Raw genomic sequence first — 23,418 nt, 5'->3', positions numbered from 1 at the left:
TGCGCCCTCGGCTATGAAGCCGCCCATGAAACTCTTTCTCGATACCGCCGACGTCGCCGTCATCAAGGACATGGTCCCCACCGGAATGGTGGATGGCGTCACCACCAATCCGTCGCTGATCGCCAAGTCGGGTCGGAACATCGCCGAGGTCATCGCCGAAATCTGCGCCCTGGTCGAGGGGCCGATTTCCGCCGAGGCCGTCTCGCTCGATTTCGAGACCATGGTCAAGGAGGGCGACAGGCTGGCCGCCATCGCCCCGAACGTGGTCGTGAAACTGCCCCTGACCTGGGATGGCCTGCGCGCGTGTCGCGTCTTCACCGACAAGGGGATCAAGACCAACGTCACCCTGTGCTTCTCGGCCGCCCAGGCCCTGCTGGCCGCCAAGGCGGGCGCCACCTTCGTCTCGCCCTTCGTCGGGCGTCTGGAAGACAACGGCGCCGACGGCATCGGCCTGCTGGAAGAAATCCGCGTCCTGTATGACGTGCACGGTTTCGAGACCCAGATCCTGGCCGCGTCCCTGCGCAATGTGGGCCATGTCGCCGCCGCCGCCGTCGCCGGATCGGACGCCGCCACCTTCGGCGCCGACACATTCAAGGCCTTGGTGAACCACCCGTTAACCGACAAGGGTCTTGATGCCTTCGTGGCGGACTGGGCCAAGACGGGTCAGTCTATTCTGTAGCATCGCGGTTCCCGGAGAGGTCTGTTTGAGCGGCTCATTGGACCTTTTCGAAACGTCGGAATCGGACGCAACGCCCCATATCGGCGACGGCTTGCATTGGCCCGACGTGCGCGGCTGGCTGCAGACCCATCCTCAGACCCTGCTGGACGACCGCTCCCTGCTGGAAGAGATCGGTCTGCGGCCGCACGGCCGCAATGTGGTCGAGTTCGGCGCCGCCGCCCTGACGCGGCTGGAGGCCGTGGTCGAGCGCGAGACCGGCGCCCGGCGTGAGATTGAACTGATCGCCCGCGCCAACTTCGCCGCCCAGACCCAGACGCACGTCGCGACCTTGGACCTGATGGAGGCCAAGAATCATTCCGACCTGGCCCGACGACTGGATGCGGCGGCGCAGGGGCGGTTTGGGTTGGCCGGCGCCGCCATTGCCTTGGAGAAGCCTGGTGGCGTGCCTTTCGGCTGGCGCGCCTTGGAAGAGGGCGATGTCGACAACCTTCTGGGCGAGCACGGCCTGACCTGGCTCGGCCCGATGATCTCGGGATTGAATTTCTTCGGCGCGGCCGAGGATCAGGTGAGGTCCATCGCCCTGGTCCGCATGGCCCCGCACCTGACGCCGGGTGGCCCGCCCCGCCACTGCATCTGCGCCTTCGGCTCGCCCGAGCCCGAAGGCTTCACCCCGAACATGGGCTGCGAACTGGCCGCCTTCCTGGCGCGGGTTGTGGAGCGGATGGCCGAGCGATGGCCGGTATTGAACTGACCGCCTCGGACGCCCTGCGCGCCTGGCTCGATCACTTGGCGCACGAACGTCGGCTGTCGCCGCGCACGCTGGAGGCCTATGGCCATATCGGCCAGCTCTATGTCGCCTTCCTCGAACACCATCGCGGCGAGACCTTGTCGCTAAAGGACATGGGGACGATCACCGCCGCCGAGGTCCGCGCCCACATGGCCGAGCGGCGCTCAGGCGATCACCCGCTGGCAACCCGGTCGCTGAGCCAGAGCCTGTCGGCCATTCGCGGTTTTCACGCTTTCCTCGACCGGCGGTTGGACACGCCCGCCCCGCAGCTGGCCCTGGTGCGCGGTCCCAAGGTCAAGCCGTCCCTGCCCCGGCCGGTGACCGAGGATCAGGCGCGCGGCCTGCTGGCCGAACCGGACGCCGATCCCGACGCCGAACCGTGGGAGGCCGCGCGTGACAGAGCTGTCCTGACCCTGCTCTACGGCTGCGGCCTGCGGATCTCCGAGGCCATGTCCCTGACCCGCGCCGATGCGCCGCTGGGCGAAACCCTGCGTATCGTCGGCAAGGGGGCAAAGACGCGGATCGCGCCAATTCTGCCCGCCGTGCGCACCGCAGTGGACGCCTATCTGGCTCTATTGCCCTTCCCGCTCCAGCCTGCCGACGCTCTGTTCCGCGCGCGCCGCGGCGGCCCCTTAAGCCCCCGTCACATTCAGGCCTCGGTGCAGAAGTTGCGCGGCCGGTTGGGCCTGCCCGAGCGCACCACGCCTCACGCCCTACGCCACAGTTTCGCGACCCACCTGCTGGGCGCCGGGGCCGACCTGCGGTCCATCCAGGAACTGCTGGGCCACGCCAGCCTGTCGACGACCCAGAAATACACCGGCGTCGATGCGGATCGTCTTTTGAACGCCTATGCGGCCGCCCATCCCCGCGCCTAGGGACGCGGCGCGGGCGGAGCCGGTGGCACGCCGACGTCGGGCTGGGCCGGCATCAGGTTTCGACCCAGCGCCCGTTGATCCGGCACGGCGTAGCTGATCGGCATGGGGCAGTTGTTCTGATCGCGCCGATCCAGCAGCAGATAGCGCCGGACCTGTCCGTCATCGAGCGATCGATCCAGCGACAGGCCTGGCTGCTGGCTTTTGCGCTCAGCCTGCAGCAGAGGGTCGGAGCAGCTCACCATCGCCTGGTCCGCAACGGGTGCGACACGCACCATGGCCTGATCGACCACCGGCGCCGGATGGACGATGGCCGAACTATTGGACAGGGCCAGCATAAGCAAGGTCAGCATCGCATCCTCCTGTGTCGGCTGGGACGATACGCCGACAACCCCGGATTGGCCAGACAGCGACGAACGTTTGGCGCGCAGGCGCAGCCTCGCTGAGACACGACGGACAAGAATATGTCTCAGGCTCTTCGCCAAAAGCGCGTAGCCTGCCCTGCCCTGGCGAAGGCCCGAGGAGGACAGGCGGGTGGGTGTCGAAGGATCGAGCGTGAAGACGTCGCGGCGCAAGACGCTGGGCCTGCTGGCGGCTGCGCCGTTCGTGTCCGCCCAGACTGACGTCCCGGCAGACCCGCCCGATCAGGTCCGGCTGGTGCAAAATCTGCTGACGCGAATGGGCGTCGGCGTGCGTCTGAACGGAAGCGTCCAGCAGGTCTTCGTCATTGACACCGGCGCCGAGCGCAGCGCGGTTTCGGCCGAGTTGGCCCAGGCCTTGGCCCTGCCGCCCGGCCGCCCGGTCGTGGTGCACGGGATCACGGCGGCCGAGGTCACGCCGACCGTCGAACTGGCGCAGATCGAGATCGGACGCCGACGCTTCACCGATCTGACCCTGCCGGTCTTTCCACGCGACGCCCTGGGCGCTGGCGGCCTGTTGGGGCTGGACCTGCTGTCGCGCTTTCGCCTGACGCTGGACGTCAACGCCCGCCAGGTCGCCCTGTCGCCATCGGGTACGACCGGCATCGCTTTGACGACCAGCGCTGACGCCACGCGGCTTCGTCAGCAGGACGTGCTGGTTGCCGGTCGTCGCGGCCGATTTGGTCAGTTACTCCTGACCCGGATCAATGTCGCCGGCGTGGAGGTCGCCGCCTTCATCGACAGCGGCGCGCAATATTCGATCGGCAATCTGGTCCTGATGCAGGCGGTCGAGATGGGCCAGGCCCCCGCCTCATCCGAGCCCGTGCGCATGATCGGCATCGTCGGCGGCGCGGTGACGGCCCGCACCGGCACGACGCCCGCCCTGCATATCGTGGGACGATCGCTGGGACCGACCCCGCTGCTGTTCGCCGACCTGCATGTGTTTCAGGTCATGGACCTGATCGACAAACCGACCCTGCTGCTGGGCGCCGATATCCTGAGCCGGTTCAGCCGCATCACTCTGGATTACGGGCGCAGCCGCGTGGCCTTCGGCGGCGTGCTGCGCCGTCGTGCGCCCGGCTGATCAGATCGCCTTGATCGCTCCGCCGTCCAGTCGGATCAGCGAGCCGGTGACATAGGCCGCCAGCGGACTGGCCAGGAAGGCGGCGGTGGCGCCGAACTCCTCGGTCGTGCCGATCCGGCCGACCGGGATCGATTTGACGGATTCAGCTCGCGCCTCTTGCGGCGTCGTGCCGGTGCGCTCAGCGGTCGCCTGGTCCAGCCTTTCGATCCGCGGCGTATCGATCCGCCCCGGCAGCAGGGTGTTGACCGTCACCCCGTCTGGTCCGACCTCATTGGCCAGGGTCTTGGCCCAGGCCGCGACCGAGGCCCGCAGGGTGTTGGACACGCCCAGCGCCGCCGACGGCTCGACCACCGTGATCGAGGCGACGTTCAGGATGCGCCCCCAGCCGGCCGCCCGCATGGCCGGCAGCACCCGGTCCGTCAGGCGGAAGATCGACAGCACCATCGACTCGAAATGATCGCGCCACACCGCCGGCTCAAGCCCCGACACGCCCGACGGCGGCGGCCCCCCGGTGTTGTTCAACAGGATTTCGATGTGCCCGCCCAGCAGATCCTCGGCCCGGTCCGTCGCCTTCAACAGCGCCTCATGGTCCGCCAGGTCCGCCGTCACTACGACCGCCTTGCCCGGCCCGGATGCGTTCAGTGTGTCCGCCACGGCCTGAAGCCTGCCTTCGTCGCGCGACAGCAGGGCGACGTGCGCGCCCTCCGCGACCAGGGCCGTCGCCACGGCGCGGCCAAGGCCGGATGAGCCGCCGCAGATCAGGGCGCGCTTGCCGTTCAGTTTCAGGTCCATGGTCTTCTCCGATCCTGTGTGGCCCCGATATCGGATGCGTGGGTCCCAAGCGCAACGCGGCGTTAACCGAGACGGCGCACCTTCTTTGTCGAGCGGCCGCCGAGACCGCCAGGACAGGCCGGGGAGGGCTCGCCCATGTCGACCAAGATGACGTCCAGCACCCGCCGCCACAGCGACCATTTCGAGCCGCAGGACACCGATCCGCACGAACAGCGCCGCCTGCGCGGGCAGTTGGAGCAGATCGACTACGCCGCCTATGTCGCCAACAAGGAGGTGATCGGGCACGCCCTGACCGGCGTGGACGCCGGCTCGCTGCAAAAGCTGGCGGTGATGACCGCCACGGCCCGCGCCAAATGGGTCGCGGAATCGCTGCGCCTGGCCCACTCCGGCTCGGCTGTCACGCCGGACCAAGTCGCCCGCCTGACCGCCGCCCGCACCGCCTACGACGAACTGGCCGAAGCCTACGAGGCTCTGCGTCGGGTCATCGAACGGGGCTACGTCGCGCTCCGGTGATCTGCCGAGACCGAGTGTCCGGAACCGGGCGCCCTCATCGTCGTTCTGCGGCCATGAAAATCGCTCGCACCGCTTCCATCGCCCTGATCGCCGGCGCCGCCCTGGCGCTGGGCGCCTGCGCCACCCTGCAACGCGGTCCCGTCGGCAACGCCGCCGTGCCTCAACCCACGAAGCCGGTCGACCTGAACCGCTACGCCGGCCTGTGGTATGAAATCGGGCGCTACGAGAACGGGTTCGAGCGCGGCTGCGAAGGCGTGACCGCCCAATATACGGTGCGCGACGACGGTCTGGTCGGGGTGCTGAACACCTGCCGACAGGATGCGGTCGACGGCCCGGAAAAAACCTCAGAGGGCAAGGCGAAGATCGTCGAGGGCAGCGACAACGCCAAGCTGAAGGTGTCCTTCTTCGGCCCCTTCTACGTCGGCGACTATTGGGTGCTGGACCACGCCGACGACTATTCCTGGTCCATCGTCGGCGAGCCGTCGGGTCGCTACCTTTGGCTGCTCAGCCGCACCGCGCAACCCGCGCCGTCCGTCCGCGACACGATCCTGACCCGCGCCCGCAGCCTGGGCTACGACCTGACGCTGGTGCGAACGACGCAGCACTGACGCTGACTTCCAGATAATTTTAGAGAAGAAGCCTGGTGGAGCCGAGGGGAGTCGAACCCCTGACCTCGTCATTGCGAACGACGCGCTCTACCAACTGAGCTACGGCCCCGTTTCCAGCGTGGGATCGGGTTTCACAGGCGTGGCGGACATAGAAGGCGGGCGGGCGTGGTGTCAACGGGCTTGTGCGCGCAAAGCGCGCAGGTCGGATACGGCCGTTGTCGGAGCCGGGGCGAACAGGCTAGAAGCGCCGATCCAAGCAGGAGTTACCGTTCATGGGCTATGCGCTCGTCTGGTTGATCAACACCATCATCAGTCTGATGATCTGGTTCATCATCGCCCAGGCCATTCTGAGCTGGTTGGTGGCGTTCGACGTCGTCAACTATCGCAACCGCTTCGTCTATTCGGTCGGGACCTTCCTGGACCGCGTCACCGCGCCTCTGCTGGAGCCGTTCCGCCGCATCATTCCGAACCTGGGCGGCATCGACATCTCGCCCATCGTGGTGATCCTGCTGCTGCAGTTCATCAGCGTGCTGTTCAACCGCACGGCGGCGCCGGCCTTGATCCAACTGCTCGGCTGAGGCGACACGGCGGGCGGAAATCTGATGCGAGAGGGTTGATCCGCTCTTGCGCCGCGCGCCTTCCTTTCTAAAGGTGCCCGCCCGACCACTTTCGACCACGGTTCATGACCTCGATCACCACAGTCGCCATTCTGGGCGCCGGACAGATGGGCGCAGGCATCGCGCAGGCGGTCGCGCTTGGGGGCTATTCGGTTCGCCTTTATGACGTCGTCGCCGACCGGCTGCCGCTGGCGCAGGGCGAGATCGCGGCCAGCCTGGCGCGTCACGTCGGCCGCGGACTGGTCGACCAGGCCGCGGCCGACGCAGCCCTGATCCGCATCACGACAAGCGACGTGATGGCCGAGGCCGTCGCCGGCGCCGATCTGGTCATCGAGGCTGCGCTGGAAGACGAGGCCGTCAAGAAGGCCATCTATGCGCAGGTGGTGCCGCACCTGGGGCCGCAAACCCTGTTGGCGTCCAATACCTCGTCGATCTCGATCACCCGCCTGGCGTCCTCGACGGACCGGCCGGACCGGTTCGTCGGCCTGCACTTCATGAAGCCGGCGCCGGTGATGAAGCTGGTGGAGATCATCCGCGGCATCGCCACCTCGGCCGAGACCCACTCCGCCGCCGTCGCCTTCGCCGAGAGCCTGGGCAAGACCACCACGGACGCCGAGGATTTTCCCGCCTTCATCGTCAACCGCATCCTGGTGCCGATGATGAACGAGGCCATCTTCGCCCTTTACGAAGGGGTCGGCAACGTCGCCTCGATCGACAAGGCGCTGCGTCTGGGCGCCAATCATCCGATGGGCCCGCTGGAATTGGCGGACTTCATGGGTCTGGACGTCGTCCTGGCGATCATGAACGTGCTGTATGACGGGCTGGCCGACAGCAAGTACCGCCCCTGTCCGCTGCTGGTGAAATATGTCGAGGCCGGCTGGCTGGGCAGGAAGAGCGGACGCGGCTTCTATGACTATTCCGGCGCTGCGCCGGCGCCGACGCGATGAGCCGGTTCGAGAGCTATTCCGACCTGCCCGGTCAGGCGACCATCGCCGCGCGGCCCGGGCGGACGCCCCGGATTCTGGCCTGTTTGGCCGGCGCGGCCTGGCCGCCTCTGTGGTTGACCCTGCCCTTCTGGCGGCCGCACGCCTATCTGCCGGGTCGCGACATGGACTGGCGGCTGGTGGTGATGCTGATCGGGCTGATCACCGTGCCGCTGGCGCTGTATCGCGTGCTGAACGAGCGCAAGCGCGACGGGCGGCCCGGCACGCGGCTGGGCGTGGTCTGGCGTTTCATGATGTACGGCGGCCTGGCGGCGGCCCTGGTTCAGATCGTCGTCGCCCTGGCCATGAGCGTGATGGGCTGGTTCGAGGCCGGCGATGTGATGCAGGCCCTGGGCGCGACCGAGACCACCCTGCTGATCTTCGGGGTCGGCGGCCTGCCCATCGCCATGATCGTGGGCGTCAGCTACGCCCTGTGGGCCGGGCTGTGCGCCGCCTTTATCGCCTTCGAGGCGCGGCCGGCGGTCAAGGACAGACTGGGCCTGATGCCCAAGGGCTAACAGGCGCACACGACGCCTGAGTTCGAGGATTGGGGGGATCCGAGAATGACCATGGACGACACGGACAAGGATGCGGCGGAGATCCTGTCGCCCGTCGCGGCGACCTCGCGCATCGCCAGCCTGGACGTCATGCGGGGGCTGGCGGTGCTGGGCATCCTGGCCGTCAATGTCGTCTCGTTCGGCCTGCCGGTCATGGTCTATCAGGACGCCAGCCTCAGCCCGTTTCCGGTCACCGGCGCCAACGCCGTGGCGCGCTGGACGATGGACGTCTTCTTCCATCAGAAGTTCATCACCCTGTTTTCGATGCTGTTCGGGGCCTCGATCTATCTGGTCGGGGGCGAGCGGGGCGATGCGGCGCGTGGCAAACTGCTGCGACGCCGCCTGTTCTGGCTGGCCGTCATAGCCCTGATCCACGGCCTGGCCTTCTGGTATGGCGACGTGCTGCTGCTCTACGCCTGGTCGGGCCTGTTCGTAATGCTGATGCGGTCGATGCGGGCCGGGACGTTGATCGGGATCGGCCTGGGCGTGACCCTGTTGCTGGGCGCGATGCAGGCGGGTGCGACCTGGCTGATGGTCGCCGGGCCGCCGGCGATCACCGAGGCGATGAACCAGGGCGGGCCGCATTACACCGCCGCCATGGTGACGGAGTCGATCGCCGCCTATCGCAGCGGCTGGGCCGGGGCGATGGGCCAGAACCTTCAGAACTGGCTGCTGCTGCAGGGCGCCAGCCTGACCATGTTCGTCTTCTCGACCGTGGCCCTGATGATGCTGGGTCTGGGCCTGTTCAAGGCCGGCGTATTCAGCGGCCGGGCGCCCAACGGGGTTTATGTCGCGTTGATCGCTGTCGGCGGCGCCGTGCTGGCCCTGCTGGGCGTGCTGGAATGGCGCGAGGCCATGGCCCCGGCCGGAGCCCACCCGACGCGCGGCCTGGCGGAGGTCGTCGCCTCCTTCCCTGTCTTCGTCACCCTGACCTACGTCAGCCTGATCGTGCTGGCGACGACGCGAGGGGCGGCCTGGATCACGGCGGCGCTGCGGCCGGTGGGACAGATGGCCTTCACCAACTATCTGACCCAGACCCTGATCATGACGTCGATCTTCTACATGCCGTGGGGGCCGCGCCTGTTCGGACGGGCCGACTATGTGCAGATGTGGGGCCTGGTCCTGGCGGTTTGGGCGCTTCAACTGATCTGGTCGCCGCTGTGGTTGTCGCGGTTCAGCATGGGGCCGCTGGAGTGGGTTTGGCGCTGTCTGACCTACGGCCGTCGCGTGCCGATTTCAAAAGGCGGCTGACGGCGCTTTTATCGCAGGCGCGAAGCGATTAACTGAGGGCCATGGCCGCCCCGGATACTCCCGCCGAAACCTTCAAGCGCGCGCTGGGTCATGCCGCGCGGGCGCTGGCCGAACAGCCCGAGCTGGAGGTGGTGTTCGGGTCCGACGGGCCCAAACTGTCGAACGGCGTCCTGACGCTGCCCCATCCGCCGCGCGACCCATCGGGGCCCGAGAGCGCGTCCTTGCGCGGCCAGGCCGACCGGCTGGCGCTGCGTTTGGCCAATCACGACGCGGCAGTGAACAGCCGGATGCGGCCGGCGGACGCCAAGGCGGCCGAGGTGTTCGACGCGGTCGAACAGGCGCGGGTCGAGGCCTTCGGTTCGGAACATCTGGCCGGGGTGCGCGACAATCTGGGCGCCGCCCTGATCACGCGACTGGAAAAGACCGGCGCCCTGCGGATCAGCGACGCCGACCGCGTGCCCGTGTCCGAGGCCGTGGCCCTGCTTGTCCGCGAGCGGCTGACCGGGCGCCCGGCCCCCGACGGCGCCCGGGCCATGCTGGATCTGGTGCGCGCCAACATCGAGGCCAAGGCCGGCGCCAAGCTGGACGCCCTGGCCGGCACGGCGGGCGATCAGGAAGGCTTTGCGCTGAAGATGCGCGAGGTGCTGCGCGCGCTGGACCTCGACCCCGGCGACGGGCGCGGCGAGGATACGTCCGAAGATCCCGGCGACGAGGAACCGGATCCTCAGGACCCTGCGGCCGACGACGATCAGGACGAGGAGGAAGAGCAGGACGGCGGCGAAGGCTCCCAGTCGATGGAGGGCGACGCCGATGATCAGTCTTCCGAGCAAGAGCGCGAAAGTCGCCCCGAAGGCGCGCCCGCCGATCCCGACGGCGAAGGCGCCGACGATGGCCCGGAACTTCAGGAAGGCCAGCAGCCGAACCGTCAGCAGACGGCCGACGACGGCCGCGCGGTCGATTTCTACCGCGTCTTCACCACAGCCTTCGACGAGGTGGTGGACGCCGCCGACCTCTGCGACCCGGTCGAGCTGGATCGGCTGCGCGCCCTGCTGGACGGCCAGCTGGCCATCCTGTCCAGCGTCGTGTCGCGCCTGGCCAACAAGCTGCAACGCCGCCTGCTGGCGCAGCAGAACCGCTCCTGGGTCTTCGATCTGGAAGAGGGGATGCTTGACACCGCGCGCCTTACCCGGATCGTCACCGACCCGACCGCGCCCCTGTCGTTCAAGGCCGAGAGCGAAAGCCCGTTCCGCGACACGGTCGTGACCCTGCTGCTGGACAACTCCGGCTCGATGCGCGGGCGGCCGATCATGGTGGCGGCGGTCTGCGCCGACATCCTGGCGCGGACGCTGGAACGCTGCGGCGTCAAGGTCGAGATCCTGGGCTTCACCACCCGCGCCTGGAAGGGTGGACAGAGCCGCGAGGCCTGGATCACCGCCGGCAAGCCCGCCAATCCGGGCCGCCTGAACGACCTGCGCCACATCATCTACAAGGCCGCCGACGCGCCCTGGCGCCGGGCCAAGAAGAACCTCGGCCTGATGATGCGCGAGGGCCTGCTCAAGGAGAACATCGACGGCGAGGCCCTGCAATGGGCGCACGGTCGTTTGCTGGCTCGCACCGAACAACGGCGCATCTTGATGGTCATTTCCGACGGCTCGCCGGTGGACGACTCGACCCAGTCGTCCAATGCGGCGCTCTATCTGGACAAGCACCTGCGCCAGGTGATCGCAGAAATCGAGGACCGCTCGCCGGTCGAGCTTTTGGCCATCGGCATCGGCCATGACGTGACCCGCTGGTATCGCAAGGCCCTGACTATCGTCGATGTCGAACAGCTGGCGGGGGCCATGACCGAGAAGCTGGCCGAACTGTTCGAGAACGAGGGGGCGGCGGGTCCCACCCGTCGCACCAAGCGAAAGCTGGCGGCATGAGCCGTTTCGGCCGGCTAGCCAGTGTCTGGGTCGCGCTGTCGCTGTCGGCCTGCGCCGCCTCGCTGGGCGCGCCGCGTCCCTATCCGCTGTCGTCGGACGGCTGGACGCCCCAAGTCGCAGAGCTGCGAAGCGTCAGCCTGGGCCTGCCCGGCGGCACGCAGTTGGCTGACGGCGTGACGTTCGCCGGCGGCCTGCAGATCAGCGCGGCTCCGACATCGCCGCTACACAGCCTTTCGGACCTGAAGCTGACCGGCGACGGCGGTTTCGTCACGGTGTCAGACGCCGGTGATCTGGTGCGCGGCGACATTCGGCTGGACGCCCGGGGGCGGCTGGCCGGCCTGGATCACTTCCGCTCGCGTCGGCTGACGCTTCAGGACGGCGCCGCGATTTCCGACAAGTCGGACGGCGACGCCGAGGGCTTGGCCATCACCCCCTCCGGCGATCTGCTGGTCAGTTTCGAGCGGCGTCATCGCATCTGGAACTACGGTCCCTTGTCGGCGCTGCGGACGCGGCCAACGCCAGTGCGGTCGCCCGACTTCGCCTTCACCGAGAACGACGGTATGGAGGGGTTGGCCATTGCGCCCGGCGGCTGGCGCGTCTCGGGCGAGGCCGGCGGCGTCTGGGATTGCTCAGCTGCGAGATGCAAGGGTGTGAGCACGCCTCCGCAGACGCCGATCCCCGACAGCGAATACCGCATCACCGGTTTGGATCGGGATCCGTCCGGCGCCGGATGGTTCGTGGCCCAGCGCCTGTACCGGGCGCCCGTCGACATGCGCGCGCGCGTGCGCCGCATGGCCCCCGACGGAACGCTGGGGCCGGTGTTGATCGAGCTGAAACTGCCCGGCACGACCGACAATTTTGAGGGTATCGCCGCAGAGATGCGAAACGGCGGGAACCGCCTCTACATCCTCTCCGACGACAACTTCAATCCGGCCCAGCGCACCCTGATGCTGGCCTTCGACCTGCGCTAGGCGTCAGGCCGCGCCGGCCCACTGCGTCGGTTGCGAGGTCGATTCATCGGCTTGCAGGGCGCGCACGAAATCATCGCGCCAGATGCCGACATCGGTGGCGCGAACCACATCCATCAGGGCTTCCCATTTCCGAATACGCTCGGCCAAGGGCATGGTCAGCGCCTTCTGTATGGCATCCGACAGCTCCTCGCGGCTGTAGGGATTGACCAGCAGGGCCTCGCCCATCTGCTCGGCCGCGCCGGCGAACCGCGACAGGATCAACACGCCCGGATCGTCGGGGTTCTGGGCGCAAACATATTCCTTGGCCACCAGGTTCATGCCGTCGCGCAGCGGCGTGACCAAGCCCACCCGCGCCGCGCGATAGATGCCGGCCAGCTGATCCCGGCGATAGGTGCGATTCAGATAACGGATCGGCTGCCAGTCCATGTCGGCGAAGGCGCCGTTGATCCGTCCCGCCAGGGCGTCCAGCCGCGAACGAATGTCCTGATAGCTGTCCACGTCGTCGCGCGAGATGGGCGTGACCTGCAACAGGAAGACCTCGCCCCGCATCGAGGCGTTGTCGTGCAGAAACTGTTCGTAACCCAGCAGCCGCTCTTCCAGCCCCTTGGAATAGTCCAGCCGGTCCACCCCCACGATCATCGAGCGGAAGGCTGACGACGCCGCCATTCGATCATAGGTTCGCGCCCCAAGCGCCGAATTTCGCGCCGCCAGGAACCCGTCGACATCGATGCCGATGGGGAAGACGCCGGTCTGGACCTTGCGACCGAAACACTCCAGCCCGCCAGTCCCGTCCAACTCGCCCTGGGCCTCGGACACCACATAGTCGGTGAACAGATCGCTCCATTCCTGGGTGTGGAAACCGATCAGGTCGAAATCGAACATCGATTCCACCAGGCGTCGGTGATGCGGCAGGGTCACCAGCAACTGTCGCGCCGGCCAGGGCGTGTGCAGGAAGAAGCCGATCCGGTTGCGCACGCCCAAGCGGCGGAGATCCCGCGCCATCGGGATCATGTGATAGTCGTGGATCCAGATCATGTCCTCGGGCTGGATCAACGGCGCCAGCGCCTCGGCGAAGCGGCGGTTCACCCGCTCGTAGCCCTCGCCATAGGACCGCTCATACTGGGCCAGGTCGATGCGGTGGTGGAACAGCGGCCACAGCGTCTTGTTGGCGTAGCCGTTGTAGTATTCATCGACGTCCTGCCCCTCCAGATCGACGAGCCCCACAGTGACGCCGGCCCGGTCTTCGATCTTCACCTCGCCGGTGTAGTGATCGATCCGTTCGCCAGACCAACCGAACCACAGGCCGTCGTATTTTCGCAGAGCGGCGGACAGGGCCATCGCGAGGCCCCCGGCGGACCCGGCGGCGGGGTCGGTCGGGGCCGAAACCCGGTTCGAAACGACGATCAGGCGGCTCATGACTTCACTTCACTCGGCGACCCCAGCCCCGGGGTCCAGACATTAACGCACATCGGTCCAGGAACGGCTCAACAGCACGGCGCAATTGATGATGCCGACCAGGGAATAGGTCTGCGGATAGTTGCCCCACAGCTCGCCATCGTCGATCGAGATGTCCTCGCTCAACAGCCCGGCGGCCGTTCGCCGGCTCAGCATCTCCTGGAAGATGGTGCGCGCTTCCTCGATGCGGCCGTTCTGGTGCAGGGCCTCGATGAACCAGAAGGTGCAGAAGTTGAAGGCCGTTTCCGGCTCGCCGAAGTCGTCCGGTTCGACATAGCGGAACAGATGGCTGCCCTTTTTCAGGTCGCGCTCGATGGCGTCGAAGGTGGCGACCTGACGCGGATCGTGGGCGTCGAGGAAGCCCAGATCGGTCATCTGCAGCAGGGAGGCATCCAACTCGCGGCCGCCGAAGCTGGCGGCGAACCGGCCCTCGTCGGGCAGATAGGCCTCCGCCTCGATCCGCTGACGGATGATTTGCGCCCGCTCACGCCAGAAGACGGCCCGATCCGGCAGATTCAGATGGTCCGCCGCCTTGGCCAGACGATCGCAGGCGGCCCAGCACATTACGGACGAATAGGTGTGGACCCGCGCAATGGTGCGGAACTCCCACAGGCCCGCGTCGGTCTGATCGTGCATGGCGAAGGCGCGCTCACCGATCGCCTCCAGCGCGTGGAAATCCTCCAGCGTACCCGGACGCAGGAGCCGTGCGTCATAGAAGGCCTGAACCAGAGGCAGCACGATCTGTCCGTAGACGTCGTGTTGCAGATGTTCGTGCGCCTGATTGCCGATCCGCACCGGCTTCATGCCGCGGTAGCCCTCGACGCTGTCGATGATGCTCTCGCCGATTCCAGGCTCTAGGCCCACGCCATAGACCGGCTGGACATGACCGCCGGCGGAATCGTCGACCAGATTCCTCAGATAGACGAGGTAGTTCTCGAGGATGTCGACCGCACCCAACCGGTTCAGCGCCCGCACCGTGTAATAGGCGTCGCGGATCCAGCAGTAGCGATAGTCCCAGTTGCGCCCGCTTTCCTTGAACTCGGGCACCGACGTCGTCATGGCGGCGACGATGGCGCCGGTCTCTTCATAGGCGCACAGCTTCAGCGTGATCGCCGCGCGGATCACAGCTTCCTGATAGTCGAGCGGCAGATAGAGTTTGCGCACCCAGTCCTGCCAATAAGCGACCGTGCGATCGAGCGCGCCCTGCACGCCGTGGCCGACATCCTGGTCGTAGCCCTCGTCCGGGCCCAGGAAGAAGGCGTGCGACCGCTCCAGCCGGAACACGCGCTCCTCCAGCACATGCGACACGGGACAATCGGTCGTCAGGCGGAAGGTGACGTCGGCGCACATATAGCGGATGTGATTAGATCCGGAGGTGTGCGGCGCCGGGCGCGCGCCCCAGTCTGTCGAGGGCCGCAACCGCACACGGATGCGCGGCGTCCCCGACAGCGGCCGCACGATGCGCGCAAAGGCCAGCGGCCGATAGGTGCGCGAATGTTTCGGATGACGCGGGGCGAAGTCGATGATCTCGGCTGACGATCCGTCCTCGGCCGTCATGACCGTGCGCAAAACCGGCGTGTTGCGGACATAGGCCTGATCGATCGACTTCACGTCCTCCATCTCGATGGCCCAGAAGCCATGCTCGGGCTCCATGCCATCCATCAGGGCGGAAAAGACCGGGTCGCCGTCCACGCGCGGCGCGCAGGCCCAGACGAAACGCCCCTGGCGGTCGATCAGGGCGCTGACGCCGCAGTTGCCGATGGGAAACAGATCCAGATTGGGCTTCATCGGTTCAGGCCTTCGCTACGGCTTCCAGCCAGGTGAGCACAGCATCCACATCGTCCAGTCGGTAACGGGCCGCCGTCTCGCGCTCGGGGCCGACCAACACGCCGTATCCGCCCAGCGCCGCCGCAGCCTCGAACCCGTATTCGTCGGTCAAGTCGTCGCCCAGCATGACCGGGACAGCACCCTTGAACGGCGCCTCTTGCATAAAGGCCGTGACGGCCGTGCCCTTGTCGGCGCCAGGCGTCTTCAGCTCCAGCACCATATGACCGGGTTGGAGCGTCAATCCCGTTTCGGCCTGCAGCTCGGCGGCCAAGCCCTTGGCGGCGCCGGCTTCATCCGGCGCCTGACGATAGTGCAAACCGACGGAGACGCCCTTGTCCTCGACGATCACGCCGGGGCGATCGGCGGCGAATTCCTCGAACGCATCCAGCGCTTGGGCGACGCCGGCGTCGGGCGTCTTGCGTTCAATGGAGCCGTCCTTCAGCCGCCGCTCCAGCCCATGCACGCCCGAGCCCGAGACAAGGGCATGATCGGAAATGCGGTCGATCTCGGCGAGGGTGCGGCCGCTGACGATGGCGACGCGACCCGCAAGCCGCGCCTCGACCGCCTTCAGCGCCGCCGTACGACGCGCGGTCGGCACGACGGCGTCGGGCGTCGGGGCCATCGGCGCCAGCACGCCGTCCATGTCCAGGAACAGAGCAATCCCGTCGGCGACGACGGGCGGTGTCGGGAGCAATAGCGAGGCGGCTCCGGCATGAGACGGCATTGACGATCAAACTCTTTGTTTTAGTTCCCCGGTCGGCGTAACGCGCCAGAGCGGCAAAGGTTGACCAGAAACCGACAAAGTCGTCTGAAAGGGAGGCGGCGCGCGAAACGCAATCACGGCGGATCGCGCTCGTCAAAGAAGGAGAGCCCGGCTGCGGGCCAGAACACTATGACCGAGATCGCTCACTCGACCCCCGACGACATCGCCGTGATGACCGACCGCGCCCGTGAGGTCATGCGTCTGAACATCGAAGCGCTGGAGGCGCTGGAACGCTCGATCGACGTGTCGATGGCGCGCGCGGTCGATGTCATCATGAGCCGGCCGGGCTATGTCGTCGTCACCGGCATGGGCAAGTCGGGCCATATCGGCGGCAAGATCGCCGCCACACTGGCCTCGACCGGCACCAACGCCTTCTTCGTTCACCCCGCCGAGATGAGCCACGGCGACCTGGGGATGCTGCGTCCCGACGTGACGGTGCTCGCCATCTCCAACTCGGGCGAGAGCCGCGAGCTGCGCGATCCGCTGATCTATTGCCAACGCAACGGCATTCCCGTCATCGCCATCACGCAGCGGCCCGGCAGCTTCCTGGGACGCAACGCAGCGGTCTGCCTGACCATGCCCAAGGTCGCCGAGGCCTGCCCCAATGGCTTGGCGCCCACCACCTCTACCCTGATGACCCTGGCCCTGGGCGACGCCTTGGCCATGGTGCTGATGGATCGCCGCAAGTTCACGGCCATGGACTTCGGCCTGCACCACCCCGGTGGCGCCCTGGGCATGAGCTTGCAAAGCGTGCGCGAATGGATGGGTGACAATGCCGCCGTCCCGGCCAGCGTCCCGTTGAACGCCAGCTTCGGCGATGTGGTCTCCGCGATCACCGAAGGCCGAAAGGGCGCGGTGGCCGTCCTGGACGCCGATGGCGCGCTGGCAGGCATCGTCACCGACGGCGACCTGCGCCGTGCGTTCCAGCGCGACACCACCCATCTTACGGCGGCCGATATCATGGGCGCCAATCCCATCACCGTGGACCCGGATGCGCGCATGAGCGACGTCGTCGATCTGTTGACCGCCAACAAGATCGCCAATCTGTTCGTCGTCGAGGACGGCAAACCCACGGCCATCGTCCATATCGCCGAACTGATGCAGGCCGGCTACGTCGCCTAGTATGCGCATTCTCTACGACGCCAGCCGGCTGATGAGCCGGGCCGAACGGTCGGCGCCGACGGGCGTGGACCGGGTGTGTCTGGCCTATGCCGAATGGCTGCTGGCCTCGCCCGATATCACGACCATCCCGGTGCGTGGCCGCAAGAACCGGCTGGTCGCCGTCGAGATCGGCTGGTTCCGGCGGTTCGTGGCCGACCTGCGCGCCAAATGGAACGGCGCCGCCAGCACAGCCGCAGATCTGGCGCACGAACAGCGGCTGCTCGCCGCCCTGACGGCGGAACGACGGCCGGCCGCCTCGGTGCTTTGCCCGGCGCCCGCTCCCGAGAAGGAGAAGCCCGCCGACAAGACGCGGGTGTTCAAACAGTTCTTCCGTTCGCGCCACGTCGCCCCGCTGCCGCAGGCCGACCTGTATCTGACCGTCGGCCACACCACCCTGCATGAGCCGACGGCGCTGGAAGAATTGAAGGCCGCTGGGATCGAGCGCGTCGTCCTGCTGCATGATCTGATCCCCGTCACCCATCCTGAGTTCTGCCGACCCGGCGACGGCGACAAACACCATGCGCGGGTCTCAAACACCCTGCGCCTGGCCAGCCGGATCATCGTCAACTCCGCCTATACGGGCGACGAACTCCGCGCCTTCGCCGAGCGCGAGGGCCTGCCTCTGCCGCCGGTCCACGTCGCCCACCTCGGGCTCGAGCCGGCCTTCGTCGCCGGCGACGCGATTGAGGCGCCGCGTCCCTATTTCGTCCACGTCGGCACGATCGAGGCGCGCAAGAATCTGGCTCTGCTGCTGACCCTATGGCGGCGACTGGAAGAACGGATGGGCGATCAGACGCCGTCCCTGGTGCTGGTCGGTCGCTATGGCTGGGAGAATGAGGCGGTGCTGGATCATCTGCAGCGCTCGCCCAATCTGCAAGGGGTCGTCCACCAGGCCTCCAACCTGTCCGACGCCATGTTGGCGCGGCTGATGCGCGGGGCCCGCGCCATACTCGCCCCCTCGTCCGTCGAAGGCTTCGACCTGCCCGCCGTAGAGGCGTGCGCCATGGGCCTGTCGCTGATCGCCTCCGACATCCCGCCGCACCGCGAATTGACGCCGAACGCCGAACTGATCGATCCGCTCGATGGCCTGGGTTGGCTGGCCGCCATCGAGCGGGCGACGCTTGTGCCTCCGCCGACGCCGCCTTCCTACCAAGCGCCGTGTTGGTCGGAGCATTTCCGCATCGTCGCCGACGTCATCGGCCTTCCGCCCGTTTCGTCACTGGCGAGCGCGCCCAAAGGCTTGTAATCAATCCGCGAACGAGGGCTATCCAGCTTCATGACGCGCACCATCCTGCCGCTTGCCATTGTCGCCATTCTCGGCGGCTGCTCCACACTGCCTCGCGACGGGCCCTCGGGCGCCTCGGTCAACGCCGGGGCTACGACCGCCTCGGCTCTGGGCAGCTATGCGCTGGTGCCGTTGACGTTCGAAGCGACCGAACGGATGAAGCAGGTTCCGCCGCAGTTCTTCGGCAGCCTCGCCGCAGGATCGAGCGATCAGCCCGCAGACGTGATTGGTGAGGGCGACACCCTGGCGATCTCGATCTTCGACCCGTCGGGCGCGCTGTTCGGAGGAACGCTGGGCTCCGGATCCTCGTCCAGCCGCACGAACACAACGTTGTCGGGCGGCAACCAGGCCCTTCCCGGCGCGACTGTCGATCGCAGCGGCTCAGTGACCATTCCGTTCGGCGGGCAAGTACGTGTTCAGGGCCTGACCTCGACCCAAGCGGCGGCGGCGATCCGGCGCGCCCTGGTTGGCAAGGTCGCCAATCCGCAGGTGCTGGTGTCCATCGCCGGCAATGCCTCCAACACGGTCAACGTGCTGGGCGACGTGCGCCAGCCCGGTCGTGCGCCGCTCGGCGTCAACAGCGACCGCATCCTGGACGTGATCGCCGCGGCCGGCGGCTCGGCCCGCACCACCGACGACCTGACCATCTCGATCCAACGCGAGGGCCGCACCTACACCGCGCCCCTGTCGGCCGTGACGACCGAGTTCGGCGAGAACGTGCGTCTGCAGCGTGGCGACGTGGTCAATGTTCAGTACAAGCCCCGTCGCTTCTCGACCTTCGGCGGCCTGAACGCCGTGGCCCAGGTCGATATGCCCGCCGGTCCCGTGACCCTGACCGGCGCCCTGTCCAAGGTCGGCGGCCTGAACACCAATACGGCCAATGCGCGTCGCGTTCTGATCTTCCGCTTCGAACGTCCCGAAGTCGCGCAGGCGCTGGGCATCAATCAGCCCGCCACGCCGCGCGGCGTGCCGGTCGTCTATGAACTGGACTTCAGCGACGCCGCCAATGTGTTCGCCGCCACCAATATGGAGGTCATGCCCGAGGACGTGATCTATGTGCCCTTGGCCGGCGCCGCGGAGATGCGCAAGTTCTTCGAGGTCGTTCAGAGCCTGACCCGCGTCGTCTATGATGTGTCGGTGACCAGCACGCTCAACAACAACTGACGTCATGGCCAGACGGCGGGCGCTGCTTTCGGGACTGTTTTCACGCAAGTCACCGGCTGCGCCCGTCGACGACACGATCGACGCGTTCGAGCGGCCGACCGAGCTTGAGCCGGAACAACCCGACGCCTTGAGCCTGGCCTTGGCTGAAATCGAGGCCGGGGCGCTGGAGATCTATGCGCAGGCCGGCCTTCCCACCCAGCCGGGCCATTATCGCCGCGATCCCGACACGGCGGGCTGGATCTTTATCGCCCGCCAGATCGAGCCGTCCGAACGCTTCGCCCTGGCCCTGCGCTATCCGCCCGAACAGGGATGGCGCTTCGCCCGGCTGGAGGATTTGGGCGCGCGGTCGGACCGCGACGATGTTCAAGCCGCTGCGCGTCTCATGGCCGATGTCGCGACCTTGCGGGCGTCTCGGCGCGGCGTGTTGACCCACGATCATCTCTTGACCGCCATGGAACTGGGCGCCGCCTGGCGCGCCCTGCGCGATGCACAGGCTTTTCGCACATCCCGTCTGACCCTGTCCGTGCCAGAGCCCGCACGTCCCAGGGCGCTCAAGGGCGACAAGCCGCCAAGGCCGCGCTAGAGAGCCCGCCTCCCCGAACTGCAGGCCCCTCCATGTCCAACGCCCCCGAACAGCCTCCCGAATTCCAGCCCGTCGGTCGCATCATCGCCATGCCCGCCGACACCAACCCCGAGGGCGACATCTTCGGCGGCTGGCTGCTGGCGCAGATGGACCTTGCGGGCGCGACCCCGGCGTTCGAACTGGCCTGCGGGCGCTGCGCCACCGTGGCGCTGGACGGCATGGTCTTTCACCAGCCCGTCTCGGTCGGCGACGAGGTCAGCATCTACGCCCACGTCATCGGCTCGGGCCGCACCTCCATCCGCGTCCAGGTCGAAGCGTGGAAACGGGCGCGGGGCCAGCCCCAGGCCGCGTCGGTGCGCGTGACCCAGGGCGTCTTCACCTATGTGGCCATCGACGAGCACCGCAAACCCCGCGCTCTGCCCGGCAAGGCGTAAAGCTAGGCAAGGGGCGCAAATCTTGACCTAGCGCCGGGGCGGGCCTACGTCCCGGCCATGGCCATTCGACGCATCCTCACCATCGACAACGCCGCCGACCTGGCGATCCTGAAGCAGGTGTCCAAGCCCGTCGCGGCCGTGGACGACGCCGTCCGCGCCCTGATGGACGACATGCTGGAGACCATGTACGACGCGCCAGGCATCGGTCTGGCCGCAGTTCAGATCGGCGCCCTGGACCGGGTCATCGTCATGGACCTCGGCGACAAGGACGGCGTGGTCTGTGAGACCGAGGAAGAGGCGGCCGAGAACGCCGAGGCGCGCAAGAACCCGCGTTTCTTCGCCAACCCGGAAATCCTGTGGACCTCGGACGAGCTCTACACCTACGAGGAAGGCTGCCTGTCGATCCCCGAGTATTTCGACAAGGTGGAACGCCCGGCCCGCGTCCGCATTCGCTATCTGAACCGTGACGGTCAGTCGGTGGAGGAAGAGGCCGAGGGTCTCTACGCCGTCTGCATCCAGCACGAGATGGACCACCTTAACGGCGTGCTCTTCATCGACCATCTGTCGCGGCTCAAGCGGGATCGCGCCGTGACCAAGGTCAAGAAGGCCGCCCGCGACAGGATCGCCGCCTGATGACCAAGATCGTCCGCCCCGAACGTATCGAACGCGCCGCGCGCCGCATCGCGCCGTCCATCCCGCGCGGCCGCTCGCTGATCATCGACGCCTCGGGCCGTCGTCGCCTGACCCGCAGCCAGAAGGTCGGCGTCGCCGGCGTCGCCACCCTGGCCGGCGTGGCCCTGCTGGGTGTTGTCGCCGGCCTTCTGCTGGACCGTCTGCTCGATTTCGACGACGCCTTGGATGCGGGCGGCGAATGGGACGAGGGCGGCGGCGTCTTCACCCGCTGGCAGTAAGCCGCCTAAACCACTTTCCTGGAGAGCATGATTCACGCTCCGGCCTGAACCGCATTGCGGTTCCGTCCGAAACGATCATGCTCTAAAGGCGTGCCCATGCGCCTTGCCTTCATGGGAACTCCCGACTTCGCCGTGCCGTCCCTGGCCGAGCTGATCGCCTCGGGCCACGAGATCGTCGCCGTCTATTCGCAGCCGCCGCGCCCCAAGGGTCGGGGTCAGAAGCTGACGCCGTCGCCGGTCCACGCCTTGGCCGAGACCATGGGCCTGCCCGTTTTCACGCCCGAGAGCATGAAGGCCCAGGACTCCATCGCCGCATTCCAGAGCCTGGACCTCGACGCCGCCTGCGTCGTCGCCTACGGCCAGATTCTCAAGGCCGAGGTGCTGGATGCGCCTCGCCTGGGCTGTTTCAATCTTCATGGCTCGCTGCTGCCGCGCTGGCGCGGCGCGGCGCCGATCCAGCGCGCCATCATGGCCGGCGACGCCCAGACCGGCGTCCAGATCATGCAGATGGGCGTCGGCTTGGACGAAGGCCCCATCCTGCTGACCGAACGGATGGACATCCGCGCCGAAGACACGGCCGCCACCCTGTCCGAGCGCATGTCCCATGTCGGCGCCGGCCTCTGGCCCCGGGCGCTCGCCGCCATCGAGCGCGGCAGCGTCACCCCCTCGGACCAGGTCGGCGAACCGACCTATGCGAAGAAGATCACCCCGGCCGAGGCGCGCATCGACTGGACCCGCCCGGCCGCCGAGGTGGACGCCCACATCCGCGGCCTGTCGCCCTTCCCCGGCGCCTGGTTCGAGGCGCCGTCCGACACCGGGCCGGTGCGCGTGAAGGCCCTGCTGTCGGCCCTGGCGGACGGTTCGGGGGCGCCGGGCGAGACTCTGGACGACGCCCTGACCGTGGCGTGCGGGACCGGCGCTGTGCGTCTGATCCGAGTCCAGCGCGAAGGCAAGGCGGCGCAGTCGGCCGACGAGATGCTGCGCGGTTTTGCGTTGCCGACCGGGACCGTGCTCGGCTGATGCCGCGCTACAAGCTGACGATCGAATACGACGGCACGGCCTATAACGGCTTCCAGGCCCAGGCGGACCAGCCGACGGTCCAGGGCGCGGTCGAGGCCGCGATCTTTGCCTTCTCCGGCGAGCGGATCCGGATCGCTGCGGCGGGCCGCACCGACACCGGCGTCCACGCCACGGCCCAGGTCATCCATGCCGATCTGGAGCGCGACTGGCCGGTGGACACCGTCCTGAACGCCATCAACGCCCATCTGATCAAGCAGGACGTCTGCGTCCTGGCGGCCGAATATGCGCCCGATCCCGACTGGCACGCCCGGTTCTCGGCCACCGGCCGGGGCTATCTGTACCGGATCCTGAACCGCCGCCCCCAGCCGGTGCTGGAGCGCGACCGGGTCTGGCACGTCAAGAAGACCCTTGACGCCGAGGCCATGCACCAGGCGGCCCAGGTCCTGGTCGGTCATCACGACTTCACCACCTTCCGCGATATGGCCTGCCAGTCCAGGTCGCCGGTCAAGACCCTGGACGTGGCCCGCGTGTCCCGTTTCGGCGAAGAGGTGCATCTGATCTTCCAGGCCCGCAGCTTCCTGCACCGCCAGGTCCGCTCCATGGCCGGAACCCTGGTCGAGGTGGGCCTGGGCCGCTGGACCGCCCACGACGTCAAGGCGGCGCTGGAGGCGAGGGACCGCGCCCGGTGCGGCCCCGTCGCCCCCTCGGCGGGGCTCTATCTCAGCGGCGTGCGCTACGACTGAACCCCGCCTGCCGG

26 protein-coding genes and 1 tRNA gene are annotated in these 23,418 nt (G+C 67.6%); 21 read left to right on the top strand and 6 right to left on the bottom strand.

From position 1 onward, the window contains the following. Window positions 1–25: 25 nt before the first annotated feature. Genes fsa through ASF31_RS09215 form a run of 3 tightly spaced genes read left to right on the top strand, consistent with a single transcriptional unit; the run spans window position 26 to window position 2,341 of the window. Window positions 26–679, top strand: coding sequence for a fructose-6-phosphate aldolase (fsa, locus tag ASF31_RS09225; RefSeq protein WP_055754472.1), 654 nt, complete (start codon window positions 26–28; stop codon window positions 677–679). 37 nt (window positions 680–716) lie between these two features. Then, entirely contained in the window at window positions 717–1,430 is a 714-nt protein-coding gene (locus tag ASF31_RS09220) for a DUF484 family protein (protein ID WP_055754373.1), read from the top strand. Further along, on the top strand, window positions 1,412–2,341 hold the full coding sequence (locus tag ASF31_RS09215) for a tyrosine recombinase XerC (RefSeq protein ID WP_055754372.1): 930 nt from the start codon (window positions 1,412–1,414) through the stop codon (window positions 2,339–2,341). The genes ASF31_RS09220 and ASF31_RS09215 overlap by 19 nt, the downstream gene beginning before the upstream one ends. Here the strand turns inward: ASF31_RS09215 and ASF31_RS09210 are convergent. Next, window positions 2,338–2,691, bottom strand: a complete 354-nt coding sequence (locus ASF31_RS09210; protein WP_055754371.1) for a hypothetical protein — start codon at window positions 2,689–2,691, stop codon at window positions 2,338–2,340. The genes ASF31_RS09215 and ASF31_RS09210 overlap by 4 nt on opposite strands. A gap of 202 nt (window positions 2,692–2,893) precedes the next feature. On the opposite strand from ASF31_RS09210, the gene ASF31_RS09205 reads away from it, so the two are divergent. After that, window positions 2,894–3,841, top strand: a complete 948-nt coding sequence (locus ASF31_RS09205; protein WP_055754370.1) for a retroviral-like aspartic protease family protein — start codon at window positions 2,894–2,896, stop codon at window positions 3,839–3,841. Here ASF31_RS09205 and ASF31_RS09200 read toward each other — a convergent pair whose 3' ends face one another. Then, window positions 3,842–4,633: an SDR family oxidoreductase gene (locus ASF31_RS09200; protein WP_055754369.1), complete on the bottom strand. Its 792-nt coding sequence runs from the start codon at window positions 4,631–4,633 to the stop codon at window positions 3,842–3,844. Between the two features lie 135 nt (window positions 4,634–4,768). On the opposite strand from ASF31_RS09200, the gene ASF31_RS09195 reads away from it, so the two are divergent. Further along, the gene (locus ASF31_RS09195; RefSeq protein ID WP_055754368.1) at window positions 4,769–5,146 is read left to right on the top strand and encodes a hypothetical protein; all 378 of its coding nucleotides are present in this window, start codon (window positions 4,769–4,771) and stop codon (window positions 5,144–5,146) included. A 53-nt stretch (window positions 5,147–5,199) separates the two neighbouring features. Next, window positions 5,200–5,754, top strand: a complete 555-nt coding sequence (locus ASF31_RS09190; protein WP_055754367.1) for a lipocalin family protein — start codon at window positions 5,200–5,202, stop codon at window positions 5,752–5,754. 33 nt (window positions 5,755–5,787) lie between these two features. Here the strand turns inward: ASF31_RS09190 and ASF31_RS09185 are convergent. Continuing rightward, a tRNA-Ala gene (locus ASF31_RS09185) sits at window positions 5,788–5,863 on the bottom strand. A 163-nt stretch (window positions 5,864–6,026) separates the two neighbouring features. On the opposite strand from ASF31_RS09185, the gene ASF31_RS09180 reads away from it, so the two are divergent. From ASF31_RS09180 to ASF31_RS09155, 6 genes are all read left to right on the top strand, one after another. Next, on the top strand, window positions 6,027–6,332 hold the full coding sequence (locus ASF31_RS09180; protein WP_017504977.1) for a YggT family protein: 306 nt from the start codon (window positions 6,027–6,029) through the stop codon (window positions 6,330–6,332). A gap of 104 nt (window positions 6,333–6,436) precedes the next feature. Next, window positions 6,437–7,318 carry a 3-hydroxybutyryl-CoA dehydrogenase gene (locus ASF31_RS09175; RefSeq protein ID WP_055754366.1) on the top strand — a complete coding sequence of 294 codons (882 nt, stop codon included), beginning with the start codon at window positions 6,437–6,439 and terminating at the stop codon, window positions 7,316–7,318. Continuing rightward, window positions 7,315–7,872 carry a hypothetical protein gene (locus ASF31_RS09170; RefSeq protein ID WP_055754365.1) on the top strand — a complete coding sequence of 186 codons (558 nt, stop codon included), beginning with the start codon at window positions 7,315–7,317 and terminating at the stop codon, window positions 7,870–7,872. The genes ASF31_RS09175 and ASF31_RS09170 overlap by 4 nt, the downstream gene beginning before the upstream one ends. Window positions 7,873–7,917: 45 nt before the next feature. After that, window positions 7,918–9,162 (top strand): DUF418 domain-containing protein, encoded by a 1,245-nt coding sequence (locus ASF31_RS09165; protein WP_055754364.1) that lies wholly within the window; start codon window positions 7,918–7,920, stop codon window positions 9,160–9,162. 41 nt (window positions 9,163–9,203) lie between these two features. Further along, a complete protein-coding gene (cobT, locus tag ASF31_RS09160; RefSeq protein ID WP_055754363.1) occupies window positions 9,204–11,087 on the top strand; it encodes a cobaltochelatase subunit CobT in 1,884 nt (627 codons plus the stop codon). Next, window positions 11,084–12,058, top strand: a complete 975-nt coding sequence (locus ASF31_RS09155) for an esterase-like activity of phytase family protein (protein WP_055754362.1) — start codon at window positions 11,084–11,086, stop codon at window positions 12,056–12,058. Before cobT ends, ASF31_RS09155 begins: the two co-directional genes overlap by 4 nt. A 3-nt stretch (window positions 12,059–12,061) precedes the next feature. On the opposite strand, the gene ASF31_RS09150 is transcribed toward ASF31_RS09155, so the two are convergent. From ASF31_RS09150 to otsB, 3 genes are read right to left on the bottom strand one after another with little or no spacing between them, the layout of a single operon-like run. After that, on the bottom strand, window positions 12,062–13,474 hold the full coding sequence (locus ASF31_RS09150; protein WP_055754361.1) for a trehalose-6-phosphate synthase: 1,413 nt from the start codon (window positions 13,472–13,474) through the stop codon (window positions 12,062–12,064). 42 nt (window positions 13,475–13,516) lie between these two features. Beyond that, window positions 13,517–15,301: a glycoside hydrolase family 15 protein gene (locus ASF31_RS09145; protein WP_055754360.1), complete on the bottom strand. Its 1,785-nt coding sequence runs from the start codon at window positions 15,299–15,301 to the stop codon at window positions 13,517–13,519. Window positions 15,302–15,305: 4 nt separating this feature from the next. Then, entirely contained in the window at window positions 15,306–16,064 is a 759-nt protein-coding gene (gene otsB / locus ASF31_RS09140; RefSeq protein WP_235551296.1) for a trehalose-phosphatase, read from the bottom strand. A gap of 168 nt (window positions 16,065–16,232) precedes the next feature. Between otsB and ASF31_RS09135 the strand changes: the two genes are divergently transcribed. The 9 genes from ASF31_RS09135 (at window position 16,233) to truA (ending at window position 23,404) form a co-directional block, all read left to right on the top strand. Then, window positions 16,233–17,225 (top strand): SIS domain-containing protein, encoded by a 993-nt coding sequence (locus tag ASF31_RS09135; protein ID WP_055754358.1) that lies wholly within the window; start codon window positions 16,233–16,235, stop codon window positions 17,223–17,225. Between the two features lies 1 nt (window position 17,226). Beyond that, on the top strand, window positions 17,227–18,510 hold the full coding sequence (locus ASF31_RS09130; RefSeq protein WP_055754357.1) for a glycosyltransferase family 1 protein: 1,284 nt from the start codon (window positions 17,227–17,229) through the stop codon (window positions 18,508–18,510). Window positions 18,511–18,540: 30 nt separating this feature from the next. Next, window positions 18,541–19,713, top strand: coding sequence for a polysaccharide biosynthesis/export family protein (locus ASF31_RS09125; protein WP_055754356.1), 1,173 nt, complete (start codon window positions 18,541–18,543; stop codon window positions 19,711–19,713). A 4-nt stretch (window positions 19,714–19,717) separates the two neighbouring features. Further along, entirely contained in the window at window positions 19,718–20,296 is a 579-nt protein-coding gene (locus ASF31_RS09120) for a hypothetical protein (RefSeq protein ID WP_055754355.1), read from the top strand. A gap of 32 nt (window positions 20,297–20,328) precedes the next feature. Continuing rightward, a complete protein-coding gene (locus tag ASF31_RS09115; protein ID WP_055754354.1) occupies window positions 20,329–20,730 on the top strand; it encodes an acyl-CoA thioesterase in 402 nt (133 codons plus the stop codon). Between the two features lie 57 nt (window positions 20,731–20,787). Further along, window positions 20,788–21,363, top strand: coding sequence for a peptide deformylase (gene def, locus ASF31_RS09110; protein ID WP_039243916.1), 576 nt, complete (start codon window positions 20,788–20,790; stop codon window positions 21,361–21,363). Beyond that, entirely contained in the window at window positions 21,363–21,641 is a 279-nt protein-coding gene (locus ASF31_RS09105; RefSeq protein ID WP_017504962.1) for a hypothetical protein, read from the top strand. Before def ends, ASF31_RS09105 begins: the two co-directional genes overlap by 1 nt. A 96-nt stretch (window positions 21,642–21,737) precedes the next feature. Then, window positions 21,738–22,661 (top strand): methionyl-tRNA formyltransferase, encoded by a 924-nt coding sequence (gene fmt, locus ASF31_RS09100; protein ID WP_055754353.1) that lies wholly within the window; start codon window positions 21,738–21,740, stop codon window positions 22,659–22,661. Then, window positions 22,661–23,404, top strand: a complete 744-nt coding sequence (gene truA, locus ASF31_RS09095; protein ID WP_055754352.1) for a tRNA pseudouridine(38-40) synthase TruA — start codon at window positions 22,661–22,663, stop codon at window positions 23,402–23,404. Before fmt ends, truA begins: the two co-directional genes overlap by 1 nt. The last annotated feature ends 14 nt before the right edge of the window (window positions 23,405–23,418 follow it).

Source organism: Brevundimonas sp. Leaf280, from assembly GCF_001422455.1.
Taxonomy (GTDB): Bacteria; Pseudomonadota; Alphaproteobacteria; order Caulobacterales; family Caulobacteraceae; genus Brevundimonas.
Note: the sequence above shows the minus strand (reverse complement) of the source record. Positions and strands in the feature narration are given on the sequence as shown.